The organism is Mucilaginibacter sp. dw_454 (genome assembly GCF_018449775.1).
Lineage (GTDB): Bacteria > Bacteroidota > Bacteroidia > Sphingobacteriales > Sphingobacteriaceae > Mucilaginibacter.
In genome coordinates this window covers 846,167-866,499 of the sequence record NZ_JAAVVB010000001.1, presented here as the reverse complement: position 1 = coordinate 866,499, position 20,333 = coordinate 846,167, and the positions used below count along the sequence as shown (strand labels likewise).

The 20,333-nt window shown below is 41.2% G+C and carries 23 protein-coding genes; 6 read left to right on the top strand and 17 right to left on the bottom strand.

Annotated elements, in window-relative coordinates:
* Positions 1 to 87: 87 nt before the first annotated feature.
* The gene (locus HB679_RS03935) at positions 88 to 336 is read right to left on the bottom strand and encodes a hypothetical protein (RefSeq protein ID WP_214070629.1); all 249 of its coding nucleotides are present in this window, start codon (positions 334 to 336) and stop codon (positions 88 to 90) included.
* A gap of 155 nt (positions 337 to 491) precedes the next feature.
* Between HB679_RS03935 and HB679_RS03930 the strand changes: the two genes are divergently transcribed.
* The 4 genes from HB679_RS03930 to HB679_RS03915 all read left to right on the top strand — a co-directional run bounded on the left by HB679_RS03930 (position 492) and on the right by HB679_RS03915 (position 3,209).
* The gene (locus HB679_RS03930) at positions 492 to 974 is read left to right on the top strand and encodes a GAF domain-containing protein (protein WP_214070628.1); all 483 of its coding nucleotides are present in this window, start codon (positions 492 to 494) and stop codon (positions 972 to 974) included.
* On the top strand, positions 967 to 1,617 hold the full coding sequence (locus HB679_RS03925; RefSeq protein ID WP_214070627.1) for an alpha/beta hydrolase: 651 nt from the start codon (positions 967 to 969) through the stop codon (positions 1,615 to 1,617). Before HB679_RS03930 ends, HB679_RS03925 begins: the two co-directional genes overlap by 8 nt.
* On the top strand, positions 1,614 to 2,216 hold the full coding sequence (locus HB679_RS03920) for a DNA-3-methyladenine glycosylase (RefSeq protein WP_214070626.1): 603 nt from the start codon (positions 1,614 to 1,616) through the stop codon (positions 2,214 to 2,216). The genes HB679_RS03925 and HB679_RS03920 overlap by 4 nt, the downstream gene beginning before the upstream one ends.
* A gap of 90 nt (positions 2,217 to 2,306) precedes the next feature.
* A complete protein-coding gene (locus HB679_RS03915) occupies positions 2,307 to 3,209 on the top strand; it encodes a histone deacetylase (RefSeq protein ID WP_214070625.1) in 903 nt (300 codons plus the stop codon).
* Here HB679_RS03915 and HB679_RS03910 read toward each other — a convergent pair.
* The 4 genes from HB679_RS03910 to HB679_RS03895 form a co-directional block, all read right to left on the bottom strand.
* Positions 3,206 to 4,585, bottom strand: coding sequence for an MATE family efflux transporter (locus tag HB679_RS03910; protein WP_214070624.1), 1,380 nt, complete (start codon positions 4,583 to 4,585; stop codon positions 3,206 to 3,208). The two genes, HB679_RS03915 and HB679_RS03910, sit on opposite strands and share 4 nt — an antisense overlap.
* A gap of 10 nt (positions 4,586 to 4,595) precedes the next feature.
* Complete coding sequence (locus HB679_RS03905) at positions 4,596 to 5,219, bottom strand: ATP-binding protein (RefSeq protein ID WP_214070623.1); 624 nt, start codon at positions 5,217 to 5,219, stop codon at positions 4,596 to 4,598.
* A 126-nt stretch (positions 5,220 to 5,345) separates the two neighbouring features.
* On the bottom strand, positions 5,346 to 5,687 hold the full coding sequence (locus HB679_RS03900; protein ID WP_255547532.1) for a GNAT family N-acetyltransferase: 342 nt from the start codon (positions 5,685 to 5,687) through the stop codon (positions 5,346 to 5,348).
* On the bottom strand, positions 5,684 to 6,160 hold the full coding sequence (locus HB679_RS03895; RefSeq protein WP_214070622.1) for a DUF4442 domain-containing protein: 477 nt from the start codon (positions 6,158 to 6,160) through the stop codon (positions 5,684 to 5,686). Before HB679_RS03895 ends, HB679_RS03900 begins: the two co-directional genes overlap by 4 nt.
* A 175-nt stretch (positions 6,161 to 6,335) precedes the next feature.
* Between HB679_RS03895 and HB679_RS03890 the strand changes: the two genes are divergently transcribed.
* Complete coding sequence (locus HB679_RS03890) at positions 6,336 to 6,557, top strand: hypothetical protein (protein WP_214070621.1); 222 nt, start codon at positions 6,336 to 6,338, stop codon at positions 6,555 to 6,557.
* Positions 6,558 to 6,707: 150 nt separating this feature from the next.
* On the opposite strand, the gene HB679_RS03885 is transcribed toward HB679_RS03890, so the two are convergent.
* From HB679_RS03885 to gyrA, 3 genes are read right to left on the bottom strand one after another with little or no spacing between them, the layout of a single operon-like run.
* The gene (locus HB679_RS03885) at positions 6,708 to 7,979 is read right to left on the bottom strand and encodes a hypothetical protein (RefSeq protein WP_214070620.1); all 1,272 of its coding nucleotides are present in this window, start codon (positions 7,977 to 7,979) and stop codon (positions 6,708 to 6,710) included.
* A gap of 7 nt (positions 7,980 to 7,986) precedes the next feature.
* On the bottom strand, positions 7,987 to 9,108 hold the full coding sequence (locus tag HB679_RS03880) for a hypothetical protein (protein ID WP_214070619.1): 1,122 nt from the start codon (positions 9,106 to 9,108) through the stop codon (positions 7,987 to 7,989).
* Positions 9,109 to 9,112: 4 nt separating this feature from the next.
* Positions 9,113 to 11,680, bottom strand: coding sequence for a DNA gyrase subunit A (gyrA, locus tag HB679_RS03875; RefSeq protein ID WP_214070618.1), 2,568 nt, complete (start codon positions 11,678 to 11,680; stop codon positions 9,113 to 9,115).
* Positions 11,681 to 12,180: 500 nt separating this feature from the next.
* On the opposite strand from gyrA, the gene HB679_RS03870 reads away from it, so the two are divergent.
* Positions 12,181 to 13,224, top strand: a complete 1,044-nt coding sequence (locus HB679_RS03870; RefSeq protein WP_214070617.1) for a glycosyl hydrolase — start codon at positions 12,181 to 12,183, stop codon at positions 13,222 to 13,224.
* 176 nt (positions 13,225 to 13,400) lie between these two features.
* Here the strand turns inward: HB679_RS03870 and HB679_RS03865 are convergent, their stop codons facing one another.
* The 9 genes from HB679_RS03865 to HB679_RS03825 all read right to left on the bottom strand — a co-directional run bounded on the left by HB679_RS03865 (position 13,401) and on the right by HB679_RS03825 (position 20,305).
* Positions 13,401 to 13,796 carry a hypothetical protein gene (locus HB679_RS03865; protein WP_214070616.1) on the bottom strand — a complete coding sequence of 132 codons (396 nt, stop codon included), beginning with the start codon at positions 13,794 to 13,796 and terminating at the stop codon, positions 13,401 to 13,403.
* A gap of 1 nt (position 13,797) precedes the next feature.
* A complete protein-coding gene (gene hemF, locus HB679_RS03860; protein WP_214070615.1) occupies positions 13,798 to 14,712 on the bottom strand; it encodes an oxygen-dependent coproporphyrinogen oxidase in 915 nt (304 codons plus the stop codon).
* A 192-nt stretch (positions 14,713 to 14,904) separates the two neighbouring features.
* Positions 14,905 to 16,146: an MFS transporter gene (locus HB679_RS03855; RefSeq protein WP_214070614.1), complete on the bottom strand. Its 1,242-nt coding sequence runs from the start codon at positions 16,144 to 16,146 to the stop codon at positions 14,905 to 14,907.
* Between the two features lie 116 nt (positions 16,147 to 16,262).
* Positions 16,263 to 16,460 carry a cold-shock protein gene (locus HB679_RS03850; RefSeq protein ID WP_214070613.1) on the bottom strand — a complete coding sequence of 66 codons (198 nt, stop codon included), beginning with the start codon at positions 16,458 to 16,460 and terminating at the stop codon, positions 16,263 to 16,265.
* 140 nt (positions 16,461 to 16,600) lie between these two features.
* Positions 16,601 to 17,236, bottom strand: a complete 636-nt coding sequence (locus HB679_RS03845; protein ID WP_214070612.1) for a peroxiredoxin — start codon at positions 17,234 to 17,236, stop codon at positions 16,601 to 16,603.
* Positions 17,237 to 17,411: 175 nt separating this feature from the next.
* Positions 17,412 to 17,885, bottom strand: a complete 474-nt coding sequence (locus HB679_RS03840; RefSeq protein WP_214070611.1) for a hypothetical protein — start codon at positions 17,883 to 17,885, stop codon at positions 17,412 to 17,414.
* Positions 17,886 to 18,206: 321 nt separating this feature from the next.
* Positions 18,207 to 18,761: a hypothetical protein gene (locus tag HB679_RS03835; protein WP_214070610.1), complete on the bottom strand. Its 555-nt coding sequence runs from the start codon at positions 18,759 to 18,761 to the stop codon at positions 18,207 to 18,209.
* Between the two features lie 173 nt (positions 18,762 to 18,934).
* The gene (locus tag HB679_RS03830) at positions 18,935 to 19,678 is read right to left on the bottom strand and encodes a menaquinone biosynthesis protein (RefSeq protein WP_214070609.1); all 744 of its coding nucleotides are present in this window, start codon (positions 19,676 to 19,678) and stop codon (positions 18,935 to 18,937) included.
* 9 nt (positions 19,679 to 19,687) lie between these two features.
* Positions 19,688 to 20,305, bottom strand: coding sequence for a histidine phosphatase family protein (locus tag HB679_RS03825; RefSeq protein ID WP_214070608.1), 618 nt, complete (start codon positions 20,303 to 20,305; stop codon positions 19,688 to 19,690).
* Between the last annotated feature and the right edge of the window lie 28 nt (positions 20,306 to 20,333).

Here is a 20,333-nt window from a genome sequence, read left to right as displayed (position 1 = left end):
TCCCATAATAGTTTAGTTAACCTATATAAACAATTGAAAAATAAATAATTAATATTTAAAAAAAACAGACAACAAAATTTTATTTGGCTAGTAATTATAGCGGTGATAAGCCTCTTTGAAGTCCTTTCCCATATCAACAAAGCGTGCGGCGATGGTTTTTAGAAACTCCTCATCCAATAATTCAAACACACTGTTTATACCATCGGTCAAATCCATCTCAGGGACTTTGTATGTCTGTTCCAATATACCGCGTTCCATTTTCACAATGAACTTTTGGTTCATGCTAAAAATGGTAATTTTGAAATCCGGATGCGGCAATTCTGCTATTACTCTCATTTTAAAAGAAATTAAGTGATTTTAAAGACATTTAAACGATTTATACGGCTTTTAAATGATTTTAAAGGGATAATGATCTTATGCGGCTAAAAATAAAAAATTAAATATGAGATTTGCCTTATTTAATTTGATCCGCACGTAGTTACATTTGCTTTATGGCAGAAGATCTAATAATCATATCATCATCCGATAAGACAGAACAATACACCTCGCTGATCCCGCAAATAGAAGCACTACTACAGGGCGAGCCGGACTTAGTAGCTAACCTGGCCAATATCTGCGCCGCACTAAAAGAGCAATTTAAGTGGCTTTGGGTAGGCTTTTACCTGGTAAAGAATGGCGAACTGGTTTTAGGACCCTTTCAAGGGCCTGTTGCCTGTACGCGCATTGCTAAGGGCAAAGGTGTTTGCGGTGGTGCATGGGAGCAGGCTAAAACGTTAGTGGTACCTGATGTGGATGCTTTCCCGGGGCATATTGCCTGCAGCTCGGCCTCTCGCTCTGAGATTGTATTGCCATTATTTCACAACAATCGGGTAGTTGGCGTGTTAGATGCAGACAGTGAACATTTAGCAGGTTTTGACGAAACCGATGCTCGATATCTTGAACGGATTATCGGGTTCATTAACTTCAATGAGTAAGATATTTCTGATAGCAGGACTGGGAGCCGACACCCGTCTTTATAACAATATTGACCTGGGCGACAACGATGTAACGCCGGTAGACTGGATTGAACCTAATGAAACTGATACTTTAAATACTTACTCACAAAAGCTTATACATCAATATTTTGTAACAAATAATTCCATAGTAATTGGCGTTTCGTTAGGAGGGATGATCGCCACGGAAATAGCCAAGCAACTCAGGCTTAATAAGGTAATATTAATTTCCAGTATTAAGACAATTAGCGAAGCACCCTGGTATTTTAAGTTCTTTAATGCTGTACCACTTTACAAAATTTTAACTGGGCGAGTGTTGGGTAAAATAGGCTATATCGCAAAACCCTTTTTTGGCCACATGGATAAACACGACGCCTGGCTATTTCACGACATGGTGCAAAAATCATCGCCTAAGTTTTTGAAATGGGCCATAGGTGCGGCGCTAACATGGGATAATCAAGTCGTTCCACCTAACATGTACCATATACACGGCGATAAAGACCTGGTTTTTAATTATAAGAACATCATTAATGCAACAATCGTTAAAGGCGGAACGCACATTATGGTTTTCGATAAAGCGAAGCAGATCAACAAAATATTAAAGGACATCCTCAAAAAGAAATGAAACTGCCACTGTCTTTTTATCAGCGAAATGATGTAGTTACTATCAGTCGCGAACTACTGGGTAAGTATTTATTTACCTGTATTAATGGCGAAGTTACCGGCGGTTACATCGTTGAAACAGAAGCTTATAATGGTGTTGTAGACCGTGCTTCACATGCCTTCGAAAATCGATTAACACCCCGTACAAAGGTAATGTATATGAACGGCGGTGTGGCTTATGTTTACCTCTGTTATGGTATTCATGAGATGTTTAATGTAGTTACCTCTGTTGAGGGACATCCCCATGCCATATTAATTAGAGCTATCCATCCAACTGATGGGTTGGAGGTTATGCAGTATCGGCGAAAAATGACTGAGGTAAAGCGAACCATCACTTCAGGCCCTGGTTCTGTTGCGCAAGCTTTAGGGATATCCAGGCAGATTAACGCCATCAATCTGCAAAGTGATACTTTGTGGATTGAGGATCGGGGGATGGTGATACCTGATGAACAGATTGCGGCTGTACCCCGCGTTGGCGTGGCTTATGCCAAACAAGATGCGCTCTTACCTTATCGTTTTTACGTTAAAGGCGATCGGTTTGTTAGCAGTCCAAATAAATAACGTCATTTGAGGCCTGCTATTGCAACAAATTAACGTTCGACGCATTATTTCACGCTTATCTTGCTAAAGTAGCTTATATCGAATATTTAAATGCTTAAAATCGCTTTTGACTCTATCTATATACTCCCAGTTCCACCCAACCATCGGTTTCCGATGTCAAAATACGAGCTGATACCCGGCCAACTACTTCATGAGGGATTGATTACAGCAGAGAACTTATTTGGGCCAAAGATAGTGAAGGAGGAAGCTATTCTTGCCACTCACGACCAGGGCTACTGGCACCAGTTACGTGACCTTACCTTATCGCCTAAAGAACAGCGCCGTATAGGCTTCGAGCTGTCCGACCGTTTGATTCAACGGGAGCGTACCATTGCGCAGGGAACTATTGATGGTTGCAGCTATGCTTTCGAATATGGGGTTGCTTTCAATGCTGCAGGTGGCACCCACCATGCCGGCACCAATTGGGGCGAGGGATTTTGTATGTTAAATGATCAGTCAATTGCAGCCAACTATTTATTAAACAATAATTTATCATCATCTGTATTGATAATAGATTTAGATGTACATCAAGGTAATGGTACCGCGCAAATATTCGAACATGAGCCGCGCGTTTTTACTTTTTCTATGCACGGGGCCAATAATTTCCCGTACCGGAAAGAGCGATCTGATCTGGATATAGCATTGCCGGACGGCACTGCTGACGACGAATATCTGGACATTCTAAAAAACACTTTACCCAAACTTATCGCGCAGCAAAAACCACAATTTATCTTTTATTTGTCGGGTGTTGACGTTTTAAAAACAGATAAACTGGGTAAAATACATTTAACCAAAAAGGGATGTAAGGAGAGAGACCGGTTTGTGTTTGAACAATGCATTGAAAACCATATACCGGTGCAGGTTAGCATGGGCGGCGGCTACTCACCGGAGATCAAAGATATCATCGAAGCACATTGTAATACTTATCGACTAGCTGCCGAAATGTATTTTTAATCTTTAGCGATGATGATGGACTGGCGAAACCGCTGGTGTTTGCTGATAATCTTAAAGCGAATGTAGAGTAACACTGCCGATACCATCAATCCTAAAACCAAGCCGTACCAAATACCGCTGGGCCCCCAGTTTAAATGGATTCCCCAGTAGTACCCGATGGGTAATCCCACTACCCAATAAGCCAGGAAGGTAATTACTGTCGGGATATTTACATCGCCCATGCCGCGTAAAATACCTAGCCCTACAACCTGCGCACCATCAAATAGCTGGAAGATAGCTGCGAGTATAAGTAACTGTGCTGCAATGCCTATAACCGCCTTATCTGATGTATATATCCAGGGTAACAGGTTATTCCCGAAGGTAAAGATCAAAGCGGTAAAAGCCATAAAGATCAACACGATATGGTAACTTGCGTTCGCAGAGAGTCGTAACCCGCCATGATCTTTTGCGCCAAAATAGTTCCCGGATTTAATAGCCGCCGCCGCAGATACGCCGCTCGACATCATATAAGTCATCGATGCCAGGTTGATGGCAATTTGATGCGCAGCCTGAGGTAACACGCCAATAGTGCCCATTAAAATTGCAGCTGCGCTAAATGCACTGATTTCAAAAGCATATTGCAAAGCTACGGGTGCGCCGATTTTTAAGATACTTAAACTACGTACCCGGTTAACGTTTCTCACCGAAAAATCTTTCAGATATTTCCTGAAGTTTTTCGATTTGAAAACATATACGCCCATAACGATCGACATCACACAACGGTCTATCAAAGTACTGTAACCTGCGCCCATGATGCCCATAGGATGAATACCGAATAGGCCTTTTACAAATGTTATCCCCAGGCATATATTTAAAATATTCCCCCAAATAGATATGAGCATAGCTTGTTTAGTGAAACCTAAGCCCTCGGCAAACTGCTTAAACGTATTAAAGATTAACATGGGGATAACCGACAATGCAAGCAGCATCAAAAAGGGTTTAGCTTTAATCAGCACTTGTTGCGATTGATGCAGATCGTCCAGTAAATATATCGAACCCAAACAGACCAAACCAAAAAGTATGACACCGGTGATGGCATTAATGAATAAACTATTGGATAACAGTTGCCCGCATTCTGCAAATTCACCGCGACCGTTATGCTGGGCGATAAGAGGGGTAGAGCCGTAGGAAATACCTATACCGATAATTAGGGGGATGGTAAATATACTGGTAGCCAGAGCCACGGCAGCTAAACTGATGGTTCCGGCAAAGTGCCCAACTATAATGGTGTCAGAGGTTTGCACCAGTGTATGACCTAATTGAGATATTACAACAGGTATAGCCAGTTTTAGGTTATCGCGATAATGCGGTTTATATTTCAGATAAAAGACGGACATGATTGCTGAGCTAAGCGGCGGTGTAATATTCCTCTTTCTCGGTGGTATGTACCCGTATAACACCCGACAGGATCATATTCACCAGGATGCGTTGGGCTGCTCTGCGGCCAACCTTAATCAAATCGCAATACTCTTTTACGGTTATGCGTGCAGATTGTTCGAGATATTCTAATAACGATTTTTCTTTGGCCGAATATTCTATTAACACGCCGGCTTCTCCGGTAGTTCTTTTAAGTACATCAACCACTATTTTGCTAGCCAGTACACTTTTGTCTTTAACGCGCACATAAACCCACCACTTGCCATCTTCTGCAAGTGCATAATGTGGTTTTAAGTCACTTTGAGGTATGTCAACAACTAGCACCGATTTATCATCCACATAAATCTCTTCAAATTTTGGCTCCAGGGCCGGGCGTGCATATAAAGTAGCTGCTTTGGTTATCATATAACGCTCTTCGTCTTCGCTTTTTACGCCTTTTATGGAACCATCGTCTGCAACGCCTATCAGCAGCCTGCCGCCTTTATTATTAGCAAAAGAAACCATCGTGCGGGCAATCTTTTCGCAGCTGGTTATCGTTTTTTTAAAGTCAAGTGTTACACCTTCGCCCTCAAATATCTGCTTCTTTAGGTTCATCGTTGTCGTTCTTAAGTACCTGATAAGGTGTATATATTTCCATCCATTTTTCAGGACCGGTTATTGTTGTAAATCCAAATTGCTTGTATAAGCCGTGTGCATCCAAAGTAGCTAATGACCATCGCCTTAAACCTTGCAGTTCGGGGTAGTTTCGAATAGTTTGTATGAGCCATTTCGACAATCCCTGTTTTTCCTAAACTCAGGCAAGATAAACACATCAGCAATATAAGCAAAAACAGCCTGATCTGTTATCGCACGGGCAAACCCAATTTGTTTTTTATCATGATAAACACCAAAGCATATAGAGTGTTCAATAGCTTTTTTTAACTTTTCAACAGGTATTCCTTTTGCCCAGTACGATTCCTTATCGAGATAGCTATAAATAACGTTAAAATCGAGCAAACTTTTGTCTGTCGAGACTAAAAAGCCTTTATCCAGAAAGGCCTGGTCATTCATTATCACTTTCATTGTTCGGTCTCTACAAAATCAAGGTTACGTAAATAAACCTCATTGTTTACTGTGGCACATACATCACCATTGGTATTGTAAATATCTATCGGATGCGATTTGATGTATTTACCGCCGGTATTAAGTACATGTTCGGCTTCGGCTACCTCATCATCACTGATATGGATCTTAAATTGAAGTTTTGTAAACCCGGCCTTTAAAAATTGAATTTCTGAGGATTTAGACCAGGCTATCACATTATAGCCTTTATGAACAAATATTTGATGAAACAATAATGGATAAAAAGGATCTGCGGCTGCGAAAATTGTGCCGCCGAATATCGAATTATTGTAATTTCTGTTAAAAAAGCTTTTGTTAATATTAACAGTAACACCGCGAAATCCCTGGTCAATATTGACAACCCAAATACGCTGAAAAAAAAGAGGAGGGTAGAAGCGCATTCCCCATTTTGATAATCTTTCTGTTACCACCATAGCGCTTAAATATCAGGATTAAAAATCTAAAATCCACTAGTGGCTTGTCAAATTTAAAGCGTCCACCATACCTTGCTGACAATCATTTTCTTAGCAGAACAAATTTTAAACAATGTATTTATAAAGCAGTTATTATTAGGTAAAGTGTTAAACTCTTATTTAAACATACCATCCTATGAAAAAACAAATTTTAGGCTTCGCACTTGTTGCGATAATGATCGGCTCGGTTACCGCCGGTTGCAGTTCTGAAAAAGCCGGCAGTTCGGCAACCGCTGTAGATAGTGCCAAAATGGACAGCGCTAAACAAGCAAAGAAAATGGCCAGAGCAGAAAGACGACAAATGCAAAAAGACACGGCCACGCCGGCTAAAACTATTGAGGATACCGTGAAATACTAAGTAATACAGCTATTAAGATTTATATAACAAAGGCTCGACAAATTGCCGGGCCTTTGTTATATAAATTTCCCATTATTTAATTCACATAATTAACATTATGTTAAGTAATGTATTCTTTTTAAAGCCCACCTACTTTGGTGGGCTTTAAAATTATTTATTGGGTAATGCGTCTATTTTAGCTTGTGTTGCCGATACATTAGCAGAATCTCTTGTGCCTTTGTAATAAATTTTTAATTGACCAAGGGCATCTCTCGATTTTGGATCAAGTTCTACAGCTTTGAGCAGATACGGTTTAGCCAGCTCAAATTGAGCAGCAGCTTTGGCCATCATTGCATTATATTCTTTCTGTTTGCTTGGCGGCAATTGGTTTGCATCGTTAAACAAGTCAATGCCGGGCGACAAATAAGCAGAACCTATGTTTAAGTTTGGTTCAAAGTAATTCGGGTCTATCTCCAATGCCTTTTTGTACATTTCAGCGGCTTTAGCAAGGGCATCATCCCTTTTAGCCTGTAATGCTGCAATTGCGGCAGCATCTTTTGAAGTTTTTCTCAGTTTTTGAAGACTCATATCTACAACACTAGCTGATGAAGTATAGGTAAGACCAGCGTAGTAATACAGCGTTTTGTTTTTAGGATCATTGGCGATGGCAGCTTGTATCTTACTCATAACCTCCTGCGATTTGCCGGTAAGCAAACTAAGCTCAATTTCCCTTCTTCTTAAATCGGTACTTGCCGGGAACTTCTCTACCCCTTCTGTAGCGTATTTTAAAGAGTTAGTCGTGTCTTTTTGAGATAGATATATGGTAGACATATCTAAATAAAGGCTTGCCTTCTTTGAAAAATCTAACGTTAATAATTTTGAATACGCGCCTAATGCATTTGGCATATTATTACCGGCATAAGCAGCAAGACCTGAGTAGTACAACGCTGTTGTGTCTTGTGGGAATAATTGATGATAGTAATCAAAATCCTTATAAGCCGCGTCATATCTTTTAGCGGAATAATCGGCCACACCCTGGTTTAATTGATATTGAGCCAGGTTCAGGCCTGCGTCATCAATCAACTTTTTATTTTCGCCGTTAACATCTGTTTCTTTTGCTTTTCTGTAAGCCGAATCCGCAGTTTTAAAAAATGGCATTGTATTCTTTTTTGAGGTGTCACGCATAGCAAAAGTGGCGTATACTGCAGCTCTTACGGCGTAAGTTGCCGGTAAAGTGGCAGATTTACTATTTGCGGCAGCTTTATCAATTGCCCTGCGCGCTTCCAAAAGGTTTTTGTCGGCCTCGTCATAAGTGGCCTTTACCTTACTTAATACAGTGTATTGTTCATAGGAGTCTTTCGCATGGCTCGTTTCGTATTTTTGAGCAAATGCAGCCGTTGTTGCAACGCCCAATAACCCTGCTAACAAAAATTTAATTCTCATGATTAATTTATTGATTAGTTAACTGTTTTAGTTTATTATTTATTTTGTCTGTTTGGTCTGTGTTTCCGGTTTTGGCATATACCATTTTTAACACTTGCAGGCAATTTACATCATTTGGCGATATTTCATTTGCCTTTTCAACCCACTGCACGGCATAGCCTAAATTTTTATTAGTCTCACCCCCTTTTGTAATTAAACTCTTTTTAAGGTAAAGTATACCCAGGTTAAATATTGGATCGTAAGCCGCGCTATTCAGATCAATCGCATGTAAATATAGGCTTTCTGCCTTATCGTATTGCTTTAAATGATCATAACAGTTGGCCGCAACAAATACAATATCGGGGTTATTTGCATTAAAATCAAGCAATTGGGGTAACAATGGTGCTAACGACTCATAGTCTTTATTGTTGTTGTATATCTGAGCTTCATCTAATAACAACGATTTATCATTGGGGTTTAGTCTGCGGCCCCGCTTCACCATCTCTAATGCTTTAGCGGTGTCTCCTACGGCTTTATATACCCCCGATGCCGCTTCTATATAATCAGATCGCGTACTATCGGTTTTAACGACGCTATCATAGTATTTTTCTGCAGTAGTAACATTGCCCAGTTTATTGTTGGTATAGGCTATATAGGCATTTAATGGCTTAAATTCTGGCGCGTATTTATGCGCCTTGATAAACATAGCGCCGGCATTGGTATAGTCAGATACCCGCATGTAGGCAAATCCTTTGCGGATGTATACATTAGCCAGGCATTCTCGCGAAAAATCCATTTCGGGCTGATATCTGAATATCTTTTTACGGGTATTTAATACATCTACCTGCTGATTGGTTTGACGAAAGAAGTTTTCTGGCTGGCCGGCCTGGTTAGTGGAATCTACGTATAGCAAAGCCGAATTGATAACCGCGCGATAAACCTGGTTTTGAAGGTTATTGGTATCGGGCGATGCCTTTATCAAACTATCGATAGATTTTTTAGCGTTGGTTAAGAACTTGAGTTCTTTTTTTTGCTTAAAAAAAGCCAAATTGTTTACTATGCCCTTTAGCATTTCCGATTGTGAAAATGCTAAAGGTGTGGTAAACAATACCAGTAGTACCGCTAATGCTATTTTACGGCTGTAATTCATAGTTTTATTCAGTTATATCACCTGATGTTGGTTCGGCAGCACCATCTGCGTCAGGAGTTGCGTTATCTTCGCCACCCTCAACCTCAGTTAGTGTAATTTCCTCATCCTCTTCATGCTCTACGTTGGCTACAGATGCAATCTCGTCGTTACCTTTTAAAGTAATCAACCTCACTCCTTGCGTTGCACGGCCCATCACTCTCAACTCGCTGATTGCAATCCGGATAATTACCCCCGATTTGTTAATAATCATCAGGTCTTCACTATCAGTAACACCTTTTATAGCTACAAGGTTTCCGGTTTTTTCAGTTATGTTCAAGGTCTTAACGCCTTTACCACCTCTGTTAGTAACGCGATAGTCATCTATATCAGTACGTTTGCCGTATCCTTTCTCTGACACTACCAATACTGTAGTTTCCGGATCGTCAATACTGATCATACCAACAACTTCGTCATTATCTTTATCTAAAGTAATACCGCGTACACCTGTTGCCGTACGGCCCATCGGCCTAACTGTAGACTCGTTAAAGCGAATAGCACGCCCCGATTGCAGAGCCATTACAATTTCGCTGTTACCGGTAGTTAATGTTGCTTCCAATAAAGAATCACCATCATTAACATTGATAGCATTGATACCATTAGCGCGTGGACGAGAATAAGCCTCTAACGAAGTTTTCTTAATCACACCTTTCTTGGTACACATGATAATGAAGTTGTTCTCCAAATAATCACGATCTTTCAGGTTAACAACCTTAATGTAGGCCTTAATGTTTTCTTCTTTAGGGATATTGATGATGTTCTGGATAGCCCGGCCTTTTGAGGTACGTGAGCCTTCCGGAATCTCGAATACTCTTAACCAGAAACATTGACCAGATTCTGTAAAGAACAACATGTAGTTGTGGTTTGAGGCCACCAACAAGTGTTCTATAAAGTCGGCGTCACGGCTGTTACTGCCAATCGATCCTTTGCCACCTCTACCCTGTCTGCGATATTCTGTAAGTGGGGTACGTTTAATGTAACCTTCGCGTGAGATAGTGATTACAACATCCTCATCCTCAATGAAATCTTCGGTCTGCATTTCGGCAGATGAGTGCACCATTTCTGTCTTACGCTCGTCGCCGTATTTGTCTTTTATTTCGGCTAGCTCGTCTTTGATGATCTGCATTCTCAAGCCCTCGTCAGCCAGAATAGATTTCAAGTATTCGATGGTTTTCATCAAGCCGTCATATTCGTCTTTGATCTTATCGCGTTCCAGTCCGGTTAACCTTCTTAAGGTCATGTCCAGAATGGCACGAGCCTGGATATCGCTCAGTCCAAAGTTACTCATCAAGCCTTCGCGGGCCTCTTCAGGCGTTTGCGAACCACGAATCAACTTAATTACTTCATCCAGGTGGTCAAGCGCAATCAGCAAACCTTCCAGAACGTGTGCACGTTTCTCAGCTTCTGCCAGTTCAAATTTGGTACGGCGGACAACTACCTCATGTCTGTGCTCAACAAAATGAAAAATCAGATCTCTCAGATTCAGCATCATTGGGCGGCCATGTACCAGCGCAATATTATTGACACTAAATGACGTCTGTAAAGACGTGTATTTGAACAGGTTATTTAATACGATAGAAGCATTAGCTTCGCGTTTTATCTCATAAACTATACGGATACCCTCGCGGTTAGATTCATCGCGGATGGCGGAGATGCCGTCCAGTTTTTTATCATTAACCAGGTCGGCAGTACGCTCAATCATCAGGCCTTTATTAACCTGGTAAGGTATTTCTGTAACAATAATACGCTCACGATCGCTGCCATAGGTTTCAATTTCGGCACGGGCACGCAATACTACACGGCCACGGCCTGTTTCCAGCGCTTCGCGCGGACCTTCAAAACCGTAGATGATACCACCTGTTGGGAAGTCAGGGCCTTTAACGTGTTTCATCAATTCGGCAACTTCAATATCGCGGTTATCAATGAAAGCTACGGTAGCATCAATGACCTCCGAAAGATTATGCGGGGCCATATTAGTAGCCATACCTACCGCAATACCAGATGCACCGTTAACCAATAAGTTAGGGAACTTTGCAGGCAATACGGTTGGCTCCTGTAAGGAGTCGTCAAAGTTTAGTTGGTAGTCAATGGTGTCTTTATTGATATCGGCCAGCATTTCTTCGGCAATCTTTTCTAATCTTGCTTCGGTATAACGCATTGCCGCCGGGTTGTCACCATCTATCGAGCCGTAGTTACCCTGGCCTTCAACCAGCGGATAACGTAAGCTCCACTCCTGCGCCATACGCACCATGGTGTCATATACCGATGAGTCGCCATGCGGGTGATACTTACCCATTACCTCACCCACAATACGGGCAGATTTTTTATAAGGCTTATTGTTATTTAAACCCAGATCAAGCATGCCGAACAGCACGCGCCTGTGAACCGGCTTTAAACCGTCGCGCACGTCAGGCAGTGCACGTGATACAATAACCGACATCGAATAATCGATGTAAGCCGATCGCATTTCCTCATCAATATTTATCGAAATTATCTTGTCTTCTTTGTGTGGATCGTTCTCTGTTCCTTCAGCCATTTTTTATTAATTGTAGATAGTTTGATTTATAATCGACCGTATTTTAATAAGTGTTAAATACGACTTGCGAAGTTAAGAATTAAGTTGATTTATCGAACGTTTTTTACCAACAAAATGCCTTATAAAGACAACAAAATACCCCTATTTCGAATGTATTTTTCAACACATTCAAAATACTCCACATTGAGCTTGTGTACACAGGCTATTGTCAAGCTGCAGATGCGTGAGGTGATCCACGTGAGTGCATGGATCAGTTGGATCAGCTAAAAAACACAAACAATTAATAATCAATTCATTAAGCTTAAACTATTTTAATAGTTGGATCACTTTGGATCACTTTTCCTGACTTTTAAGTATTTTTTGGATCACCCGGATTTTAATTTTACGGGCGTTACCTACGGCCCGTGCTGTTCGCTCATACTGCACCGGCCTTATTCACATGGCCGGTATCCGCTGCCATCACTAACGCATTTTTGTATATTTGAATAAACCCAATTATTATGAAAACCTGCATCCGACCTATAGTTACCTTTTTTCTACTGATGAGCTTTTTAATTACCAAAGCCCAAACCCCCATCCCAAAACTTACTGACCGCAGTAAAAAAGGAATTTTAGCCTACTTCAAAACCATTGTTGCAAACAAGCAGGTTATCGTGGGCCAGCAATGCAGCCAAAGCCCGGATGTTGCCTTAGAATATCAAAAGAATTTCCAGCGACTGTATGACTCCACCGGCCACTACCCTGCCTTACTGGGGCTGGATTATGGCTATTTCCCTAACATTAATTTCGCCCAAACCAATGAATACGCCATTAACCACTGGAAAAAAGGTGGCCTGGTAACCTTAAGCTGGCACGCCGACTGCCCCTTTACCGAAGGCTATAACGTGCGACTAAACACCGTGGAGAACAAAAGCATTATCGACCTGAAGAAACTATTAAAAAATGCGCCCGACTCTAAAGAAAAAGCCAGCTACCGTGCCGAGTTAGCCAATGTGGCCAAAGCCTTGAAGCAATTAAAAAATGCAGGACTAACCGTACTTTGGCGACCTTTTCACGAGATGAACGGTACCTGGTTTTGGTGGGGAACCAATGATATTAAAAACCCGACAAATCAAAAAGATTATGCGGCCCTTTGGATGGATATGTACCAAACGTTTACCAAAGACTACGGCCTGGATAACCTGATCTGGATCTATGCGCCTAATATCGCCGGAACTTACTTCCCGGCACCAGATGTTTTTTACCCCGGTGATAAATATGTGGACATTGTAGCCCTCGACAACTATCCGAAGGTGCCTGCATTTGAGGATTATCCTTCTTTGTTAAAAATGGGAAAGATTGTTAGCGACGGCGAGGTTGGCCCCGACGACTCCGCCTTTGGGCATTTTGATGAAACCGCTGTTTTAAACACTTTTAAAGGCAAAGCTCCTTACTTTTTGCAATGGCACAGCTGGCAGGGTGCTAAAGTAGCTATTGTCGATAATTTGAATGCTAAAGCGTTGATGGATGATGCATCGGCGATTACATTGGATAAGATCAGGTAGTAAACAATATTCTCCCCGCTGCGTCATTGCGAGGTACGAAGCAATCTCTACACCAGACAGTCAACAGGATAAATATCTCTGGCGATAGCCAACACAAACTTTACGGACATTGATTAGCGAGTGCAGAGATTGCTTCGTTCCTCGCAATGACGTGGTGTTTATAAAAAAGTTTTCAATTACTTCACCTTTACCCAATAATCTTGGATCAAAGCGCCGTTAGGTAAAGTACCACTTAACACCAGCGTATCTTTTCTGACCTCGTAATGGTAATGCACAGTCACACCAACCATCTTTTGGTCTTGCAAACAATAGGTTTGGGTTTCCAGGCAGGTATCGCCCTGCAGGGTGTAGGTGCCGCTTTCGTATTTCATGTCCTTCTCCCCTTTTTGATATACAAAAGCGTCGAATTTCTGGTCGGTATATTTGCGTTGCTGGGTGTAGCCTTTTGGCGCGGCAGAAAGCTTGTGGTTAAACCAGCCACCGGCGTAGTTCCATTTGCCTTTTAAAGTTGACGGATTATCGGTAGAACCTAAAGTCGCCAGAAAAACTAAAAGTATTGCCACTTTTTGCATATTATGCCCAGTTAATGCCTTTTTTTAGTAAAGATAAGGTCTTTGCTTCTTCGCTGCCAGGCTGAGGTTGGTAATTGTACAACCATTTAGCTGTGGGCGGTAAACTCATCAGGATAGATTCTATACGTCCATTAGTCTCCAAACCAAACTTGGTACCGGCATCGTACACCAGATTAAACTCGGCATAGCGGCTGCGGCGCTGGTATTGCCATTGCTGTTGTGCCTCGGTAAACGTTTCGTTTTTATGGCGATTTACCAACTCGGTGTAAATTGGGATAAACGAGCGCCCCAAAGATTTAGAAAACTCGAAGATCTCATCCCAGGAAATATGCTCGTTAGCCGTCAGTCGGTCATAAAATATGCCACCAATGCCTCGGGTCTCATCACGATGTTTGATGAAAAAATAATCGTCGGCCCATTTTTTGAATTTGCTGTAGAAATCGGCATTATATTGATCGCAGGTAGCTTTCAGGCTGCTGTGAAAGAATTTAGCATCGTCTTCAAACACATAATGCGGCGTCAGGTCAATACCGCCGCCAAACCAGCGCACAGGCTCTTTACCCTCGCCAAAAGTTGACGGCATTTCAAAATACCGGATATTCATGTGGATAATAGGCACCAGCGGGTGATTTGGATGAATAACGATAGACACGCCGGTAGCAAAGAAATCGTCGCTGTCAACTTTCAAGGCTTTTTTCATAACCTCCGGCAGTTCGCCATCGACAGCCGAAAAGTTTACACCGCCTTTTTCAAAAACATTTCCGTTTTGAATCACCCGTGTACGGCCGCCACCGCCACCGTCTCGCTGCCAAAGCTCTTCTTCAAATTTACCTTTACTATCTACTGCCTCTAATGCCCGGCATATTTCATCCTGGATAGCCTGGTAGTCGGCAACGATTTGTTCTTTATTGATCATTGGCGCAAAAATGCGATTTTATTTGATTTAGAGGGTAATGGAGTTGTCAAATGTTCCCAACGCCTTTCCATTACGTCATTGCGAGCGTAGCGTGGCAATCTCTACACGATAGGTAAACATCGGCACAGTATTTCCCGGAGATCGCCACACTCGTACCTCGTTCGCGATGACGTGGTGGAGTTGGATAACCGTTTACAACGTCTCCTCCATATAATTCAAATCCTTACCAAACGTTTCTTTCAACTGACTTAACGAAAACAGCGAGATCACCGTTAGCAGAATCATCATGATATAACCTGCGTCGATCATACCGTAATGCCCTTTAAAAATAGCGAATAAGGCGTTGATCGGGATCAATGCACCGCGCACAAAGTTAGGCACCGTAGTAGTTACCGTAGCACGCAGGTTGGTTCCAAATTGTTCGGAAGCTATGGTTACAAACGTTGCCCAATAGCCCACGCTGCAACCCATCAGGAAGCATATTTTAATAAATTTACTACTATCCATACCAGTCGAGCTAAGGTAATATACCACGCAGCCAATAGACACTAACAAAAACACCATCATAGTTAGCTTACGCGATTTGGTGATCTGCGCCAGGATACCGGCCAGTAAATCGCCTACAGAAATACCGATATAGGTGTATAAGATTCCGTCGCCGGCATTCAAGACTTCTTTGGCTTTTAAAGCCATACCAAACTCCTGCGATTGGGTAACCAATACCCCTACTACATACCAAAGCGGCGCACCAATGAGTATACAATACAGATATTTTAAAAGGCGCTTGCCATTGGTAAACAAACTCAGGAAATTGCCACGCGAAACGTCTGAGTTTTCAGCGTTCTTAAACATGCCAGATTCGAATGTTCCGACCCGAAGCAGCAACAAAACTGCCCCCAATCCGCCACCTACAAAATAAGCATTGCGCCAGCCGAAATGTTTAGCTACAATATTGGCTAATACAGCGCCAAATAAGCCCACTACAGCTACCATCATGGTGCCGTATCCTCTACGTTCCTTACTCAGCGTTTCGCTTACCAGCGTTATGCCAGCGCCTAATTCGCCGGCTAAACCTACGCCTGCAAAGAAGCGTACCAGCGCATATGTATTAACATCGTGCACAAAGCCGTTAACAAAATTAGCTGCCGAGTATAAAATGATGGACCCAAATAACACCTTGATACGACCTAGTTTATCGCCAATTACGCCCCAAAGAATACCGCCCAACAGCAAACCAAACATCTGCACGTTGATAATGAAAGTACCTTGTGCCGTGATATCTGCTTTATTGACAATGCCCAGGTCCGTCAAGCTTTTAACCCGAACTATCGAGAAGATGAGCAAATCATATATATCAACAAAATAACCCAGCGAGGCTACAAGTACTAAAAATATAACGTTACGGTTGGCTTTGGCCTGTGCGGCATCAGTCATAATGATCTATAAATTGGTTGGCCTAAAGTAAGGCAATTAAGTATAATTTTAAATTTTTAAGCAAAAAAAAACCTCTGGGTTTACAGAGGTCTCTTTTTAGTAGGCTTAGTAAAAATTTATATCTTTTTTACATTTACTGCTTGCAATCCTTTTCTACCGTCTTCCACTTCATACTCTACGCTATCGTTATCCTTGATAGCATTTACACCACCTTGTACGTCTTTAAAATGTACAAACAGGTCTTTACCTTCTTCGGTAACAATAAAGCCATAACCTTTTTGAGTGTTAAACCATTTTACTTTTCCAGTTTTCATAATGTTGTATAAATAGTATTAAAAATTGTTTTAGACATATAATCAAACCTGACTGAATACAAAATGGTGTTAATAATCAGTGGAATAGATATACCCTTATTTAATCAAATATATAAAATTATTTAATTATCCAAATAAAATTATTTGTTGGGTTGCGGGGTTAATCGTAAGTATGGTTTAACTTCGGTAAAACCTTTAGGAAATTTGCCGGGGATGTCTTCTGTTTTGATAGAAGGTACCACTACCACGTCTTCGCCATCCTTCCAGTCGGCCGGTGTAGCTACGCTATGGTAGGCGGTTAATTGCAAAGAATCCAGCACACGCAGTATCTCAACGAAGTTTCTGCCGGTTGATGCAGGGTAAGTAATAATCAGCTTAACCGCTTTATCCGGGCCTATGATGAATAAAGAGCGTACAGTAGCATTTACCGAAGCATTTGGATGGATCATATCATATGCTTCAGAAATTTTACGATCCTGATCAGCGATGATCGGGAAGTTAACTTCAACGTTCTGGGTTTCATTGATGTCTTTGATCCAGCCGGTATGCGATTCAACCGAATCCACACTTAAAGCCAATACTTTGGTATTACGTTTAGCAAATTCGTCTTTTAAAGCGGCAGTTCTGCCCAGCTCTGTGGTACAAACCGGTGTATAGTCGCCCGGGTGTGAAAATAGTACTCCCCACCCATCGCCCAGGTAGTCATAAAGATTGATCTCGCCTTGTGAAGTTTGTGCTGTGAAATTTGGGGCTTTATCGCCTAATCTTAAGCTCATAGTTGTATGTTTTAAATTGAAATTATTTTTAAAGTTACAGCGATTGTTTTAAATAACAATAGGCACCAAATAAATAATCTACTATTTACATAGATATTACATACATTATTTTAACCCCATAAAAAAAGCCCGCCCCGATAATCCGGAACGGGCTTGATTCATTTAATCAGGGTAATTATGCTCTGTCAATGTTTGTAACCTGGCCATCAACCGGTGATATGGTCAACAGGATGGTTTCTTTATCATTTTTAAGGCTGATAAAGTAAACAACAGGTTCTTCGCTATCGTTAGCTTCAAATCTGGTTACAGATTTAACATCATAACCAGCATAATCTTTCGCCAATACATTTTTCACTTCTTTAGTTACTGTAGTTGCAGCAATTTCCTGAGCTAAACCCCAGTATTCGCCATTAGCGTCGTAGTAAGCAGTATAGTTTACTTTATTTTTAGTAAAGTTTACTTTTTGGCTTCTTGAAGTTACGGTCCAAACAGTGTTGCTCACGTTTTCAAAGTCGCTTTGAAATTGAGTAAGTACAGCATATGACACGTTTTCCTCGCCAGTTGTAGTAGATGTTTTTTTACCGCCATCGGCAAATGCAGAAACGCTAATCATTGTAGCTATTACTGCGGTGAAAATTAATTTTTTCATAGTAGTTTTTTTTCTTTTTAATATTCTCAACAAAAGTACGGCCACTTTGCGATATATTAAAATTATTGACAATTATTGTGAATTCTTTATAATTTATATCATATTAAATTATAAAATTATAAATTATGCAATGTAGATAGTGTATTTAATACAATAAGTTAAATTTAAATAGTGTATTTAATACAATAAGGTCCATTGGAATAGCCCTAAAATGTGCCTTGATGGTATTGTAACGCCGTTTTTACAATAATTAAGGCAAAAAACAAAGAACGATGCTCGGAGCTTTCAGGCTACTCCAAGACTTTTTGTGGTTTTGTACAGTTATTGGGTCTGTAGTGTCCATTTTGGTACAAAGCCAACAGTATTATTGTAAGCCACCTGGTAGTACATTGCTCCTTTTTTAAGGACATATACTTTGGCATTTGCCGGTATATCTGCAATAATGTCAGCAGCATACTTATCGTCGCGACGTAACCTGACAATGCCGGTTACATTAGCGCGTACATAGGTGGTATATAGAAAACTGTTGTTGTTTTTAACGAAAGAGTTGAGACTATCGGTGAGATGCTTTACCGGCACCGGTTTAACAACCACCAGAGCTACCTTAATTGGATTAGTTTTAACTGCTACTACGCTATCTGTTTTAGCTACAGTATCAATCAAAGGAGCCTGCGCTATTGTTGGAGGCAATATATTTTTAATCCGGTGCCTGTGCTTATGTTTTTTAGGCGGACGGATTTCCGCGACGGTATCAGCTAGTATTATTTGTTTAGTGCCAGTAGTAAAAAGCTTAGCGAAGTAACCTATAGCAATTGCACCCAGCAAAACCAGGACAACCTTAAAACTCGTGCTATATTTTCGTACTTTTTTTACCATAACCTGCTTAATCTCTTTGTGTTAATCAGGGCTTGGATATAGAAGACAGGGCTTAGTTTAATCGTTCATGTTTTTGTTACAAATAAAATTTTTAACCATTACGATAGCGCACGAAGAAACACAGCGAACCTTGTAGCTTGCAATTAAATTCAGAAGAGATAAAAACTGTGGGCTTAAAGTGCCTTGATATAATCCAGGAAAAGATATAATGCCTTGCGCTTGTCGTCGTTCAAAGTAAAATCAAGCTTGTGCATCAGATAATCCTCCAGGTCGAAATCAGGGCGCACAGGAAGCGTTTTAATCAGCTCTGCGCGATGATCTAAACCAAACTTAAGTGATTGGTTAAACGCTGCGATAAAATCAGCAGGGATGGGTTTATTGGCTATCCAGGCGGCAAAGACAAATGGCAGGCCAGTGAAATTTTGCCATTCTTCGGCCAGATCGTATACATATTTAAACTGTTCCTTTTTACCAAAGGTGCGGTCGCCTATTTGAACAAAAGCAGTATCAGTATTTTTATCGACTGAATAGTCGGCTGCATTAGTAATTAATTCTGGGGTTACCTTCCAATAGTTTTTCAGCAGCACCTTAGCCAGGTTGTTTGACGATCTTGATTCAGGATCTAATTGAACACTCTTTACATCCTTGATATCACAGTTACTGAAAACAAACACTGAGTTTACCGCACCAACGGCACCAATGCAATAATCAGATACTATCTCCCAATAGGGCATATTCAAGGCAGCCGCTACGGGGATCAGGCCGATATCAACTTTATCGTCAATTAGCTTTTGCGCGCAATCTGCCGGGATGTCAAGGCTAAGATCTATTTGATTAATGATATCGGTGTTTTGAATACCGTATAAAAAAGGCTTGGTGTTAGTGTAGCTTACAGCTGATATTCTAATATTTTTCACAGAAGGATGTTAGTCGTGTTTTAAATGATCGGCATTATTGAAGCTTACGATCTCATATTTTTCGCCGTCGAAAGTAACTTTGTAAAGCACCAGGTTTTGGTGAGGGAATGAATCCATTTCGGTTAGGGGCTTGCCGGTAAGCAGGCATAATAACAAGCGCATTGCGCGGCCATGCATGCAGATGAGCACAGTGTTCTCCTCCGTATGGCTCATGATAATTTGTAACGCCTCCAGTTGACGCAACCTGACCTCGTTAGGGCTTTCGCCTTTTTCAAACTTGGCGTTAAGGTTGCCGCCTACCCACTCGCGCATCAATTGAAAAAAAGCTGCTTTAGTTTCGGGAGTACTGGGCATGCCTTCATAAATACCCCAGGCCAGCTCGTCAAGGCCAGAAAGTTTTTCAACCGGGATACCCAAATCAATAAAAAATTGAATACTTTGTTGAGTACGCTTAAGCTCTGATATGTAGATCTTATCAAAAGCAACAGATTTATAAGCCTCAAAAAACTGTTGTGCTTGTTTGCGGCCCTCCTCGTTCAGGTCGGTATCGCGGCCCCTGCCCTGCACTATGCCTTGTTTATTTAAATCTGTTTGCCCATGGCGGACAATGTATAGCGTCTTTATCATTCTTTTAGTCATTGGGTCATTGAGTCAT

Bases quoted from the DNA above. Each gene is read 5' to 3' on its own strand.
- HB679_RS03935 (WP_214070629.1), bottom strand. From the start codon at position 336: ATGAGAGTAATAGCAGAATTGCCGCATCCGGATTTCAAAATTACCATT.
- HB679_RS03930 (WP_214070628.1), top strand. From the start codon at position 492: ATGGCAGAAGATCTAATAATCATATCATCATCCGATAAGACAGAACAA.
- HB679_RS03925 (WP_214070627.1), top strand. From the start codon at position 967: ATGAGTAAGATATTTCTGATAGCAGGACTGGGAGCCGACACCCGTCTT.
- HB679_RS03920 (WP_214070626.1), top strand. From the start codon at position 1,614: ATGAAACTGCCACTGTCTTTTTATCAGCGAAATGATGTAGTTACTATC.
- HB679_RS03915 (WP_214070625.1), top strand. From the start codon at position 2,307: ATGCTTAAAATCGCTTTTGACTCTATCTATATACTCCCAGTTCCACCC.
- HB679_RS03910 (WP_214070624.1), bottom strand. From the start codon at position 4,585: ATGTCCGTCTTTTATCTGAAATATAAACCGCATTATCGCGATAACCTA.
- HB679_RS03905 (WP_214070623.1), bottom strand. From the start codon at position 5,219: ATGAACCTAAAGAAGCAGATATTTGAGGGCGAAGGTGTAACACTTGAC.
- HB679_RS03900 (WP_255547532.1), bottom strand. From the start codon at position 5,687: ATGAAAGTGATAATGAATGACCAGGCCTTTCTGGATAAAGGCTTTTTA.
- HB679_RS03895 (WP_214070622.1), bottom strand. From the start codon at position 6,160: ATGGTGGTAACAGAAAGATTATCAAAATGGGGAATGCGCTTCTACCCT.
- HB679_RS03890 (WP_214070621.1), top strand. From the start codon at position 6,336: ATGAAAAAACAAATTTTAGGCTTCGCACTTGTTGCGATAATGATCGGC.
- HB679_RS03885 (WP_214070620.1), bottom strand. From the start codon at position 7,979: ATGAGAATTAAATTTTTGTTAGCAGGGTTATTGGGCGTTGCAACAACG.
- HB679_RS03880 (WP_214070619.1), bottom strand. From the start codon at position 9,108: ATGAATTACAGCCGTAAAATAGCATTAGCGGTACTACTGGTATTGTTT.
- gyrA (WP_214070618.1), bottom strand. From the start codon at position 11,680: ATGGCTGAAGGAACAGAGAACGATCCACACAAAGAAGACAAGATAATT.
- HB679_RS03870 (WP_214070617.1), top strand. From the start codon at position 12,181: ATGAAAACCTGCATCCGACCTATAGTTACCTTTTTTCTACTGATGAGC.
- HB679_RS03865 (WP_214070616.1), bottom strand. From the start codon at position 13,796: ATGCAAAAAGTGGCAATACTTTTAGTTTTTCTGGCGACTTTAGGTTCT.
- hemF (WP_214070615.1), bottom strand. From the start codon at position 14,712: ATGATCAATAAAGAACAAATCGTTGCCGACTACCAGGCTATCCAGGAT.
- HB679_RS03855 (WP_214070614.1), bottom strand. From the start codon at position 16,146: ATGACTGATGCCGCACAGGCCAAAGCCAACCGTAACGTTATATTTTTA.
- HB679_RS03850 (WP_214070613.1), bottom strand. From the start codon at position 16,460: ATGAAAACTGGAAAAGTAAAATGGTTTAACACTCAAAAAGGTTATGGC.
- HB679_RS03845 (WP_214070612.1), bottom strand. From the start codon at position 17,236: ATGAGCTTAAGATTAGGCGATAAAGCCCCAAATTTCACAGCACAAACT.
- HB679_RS03840 (WP_214070611.1), bottom strand. From the start codon at position 17,885: ATGAAAAAATTAATTTTCACCGCAGTAATAGCTACAATGATTAGCGTT.
- HB679_RS03835 (WP_214070610.1), bottom strand. From the start codon at position 18,761: ATGGTAAAAAAAGTACGAAAATATAGCACGAGTTTTAAGGTTGTCCTG.
- HB679_RS03825 (WP_214070608.1), bottom strand. From the start codon at position 20,305: ATGATAAAGACGCTATACATTGTCCGCCATGGGCAAACAGATTTAAAT.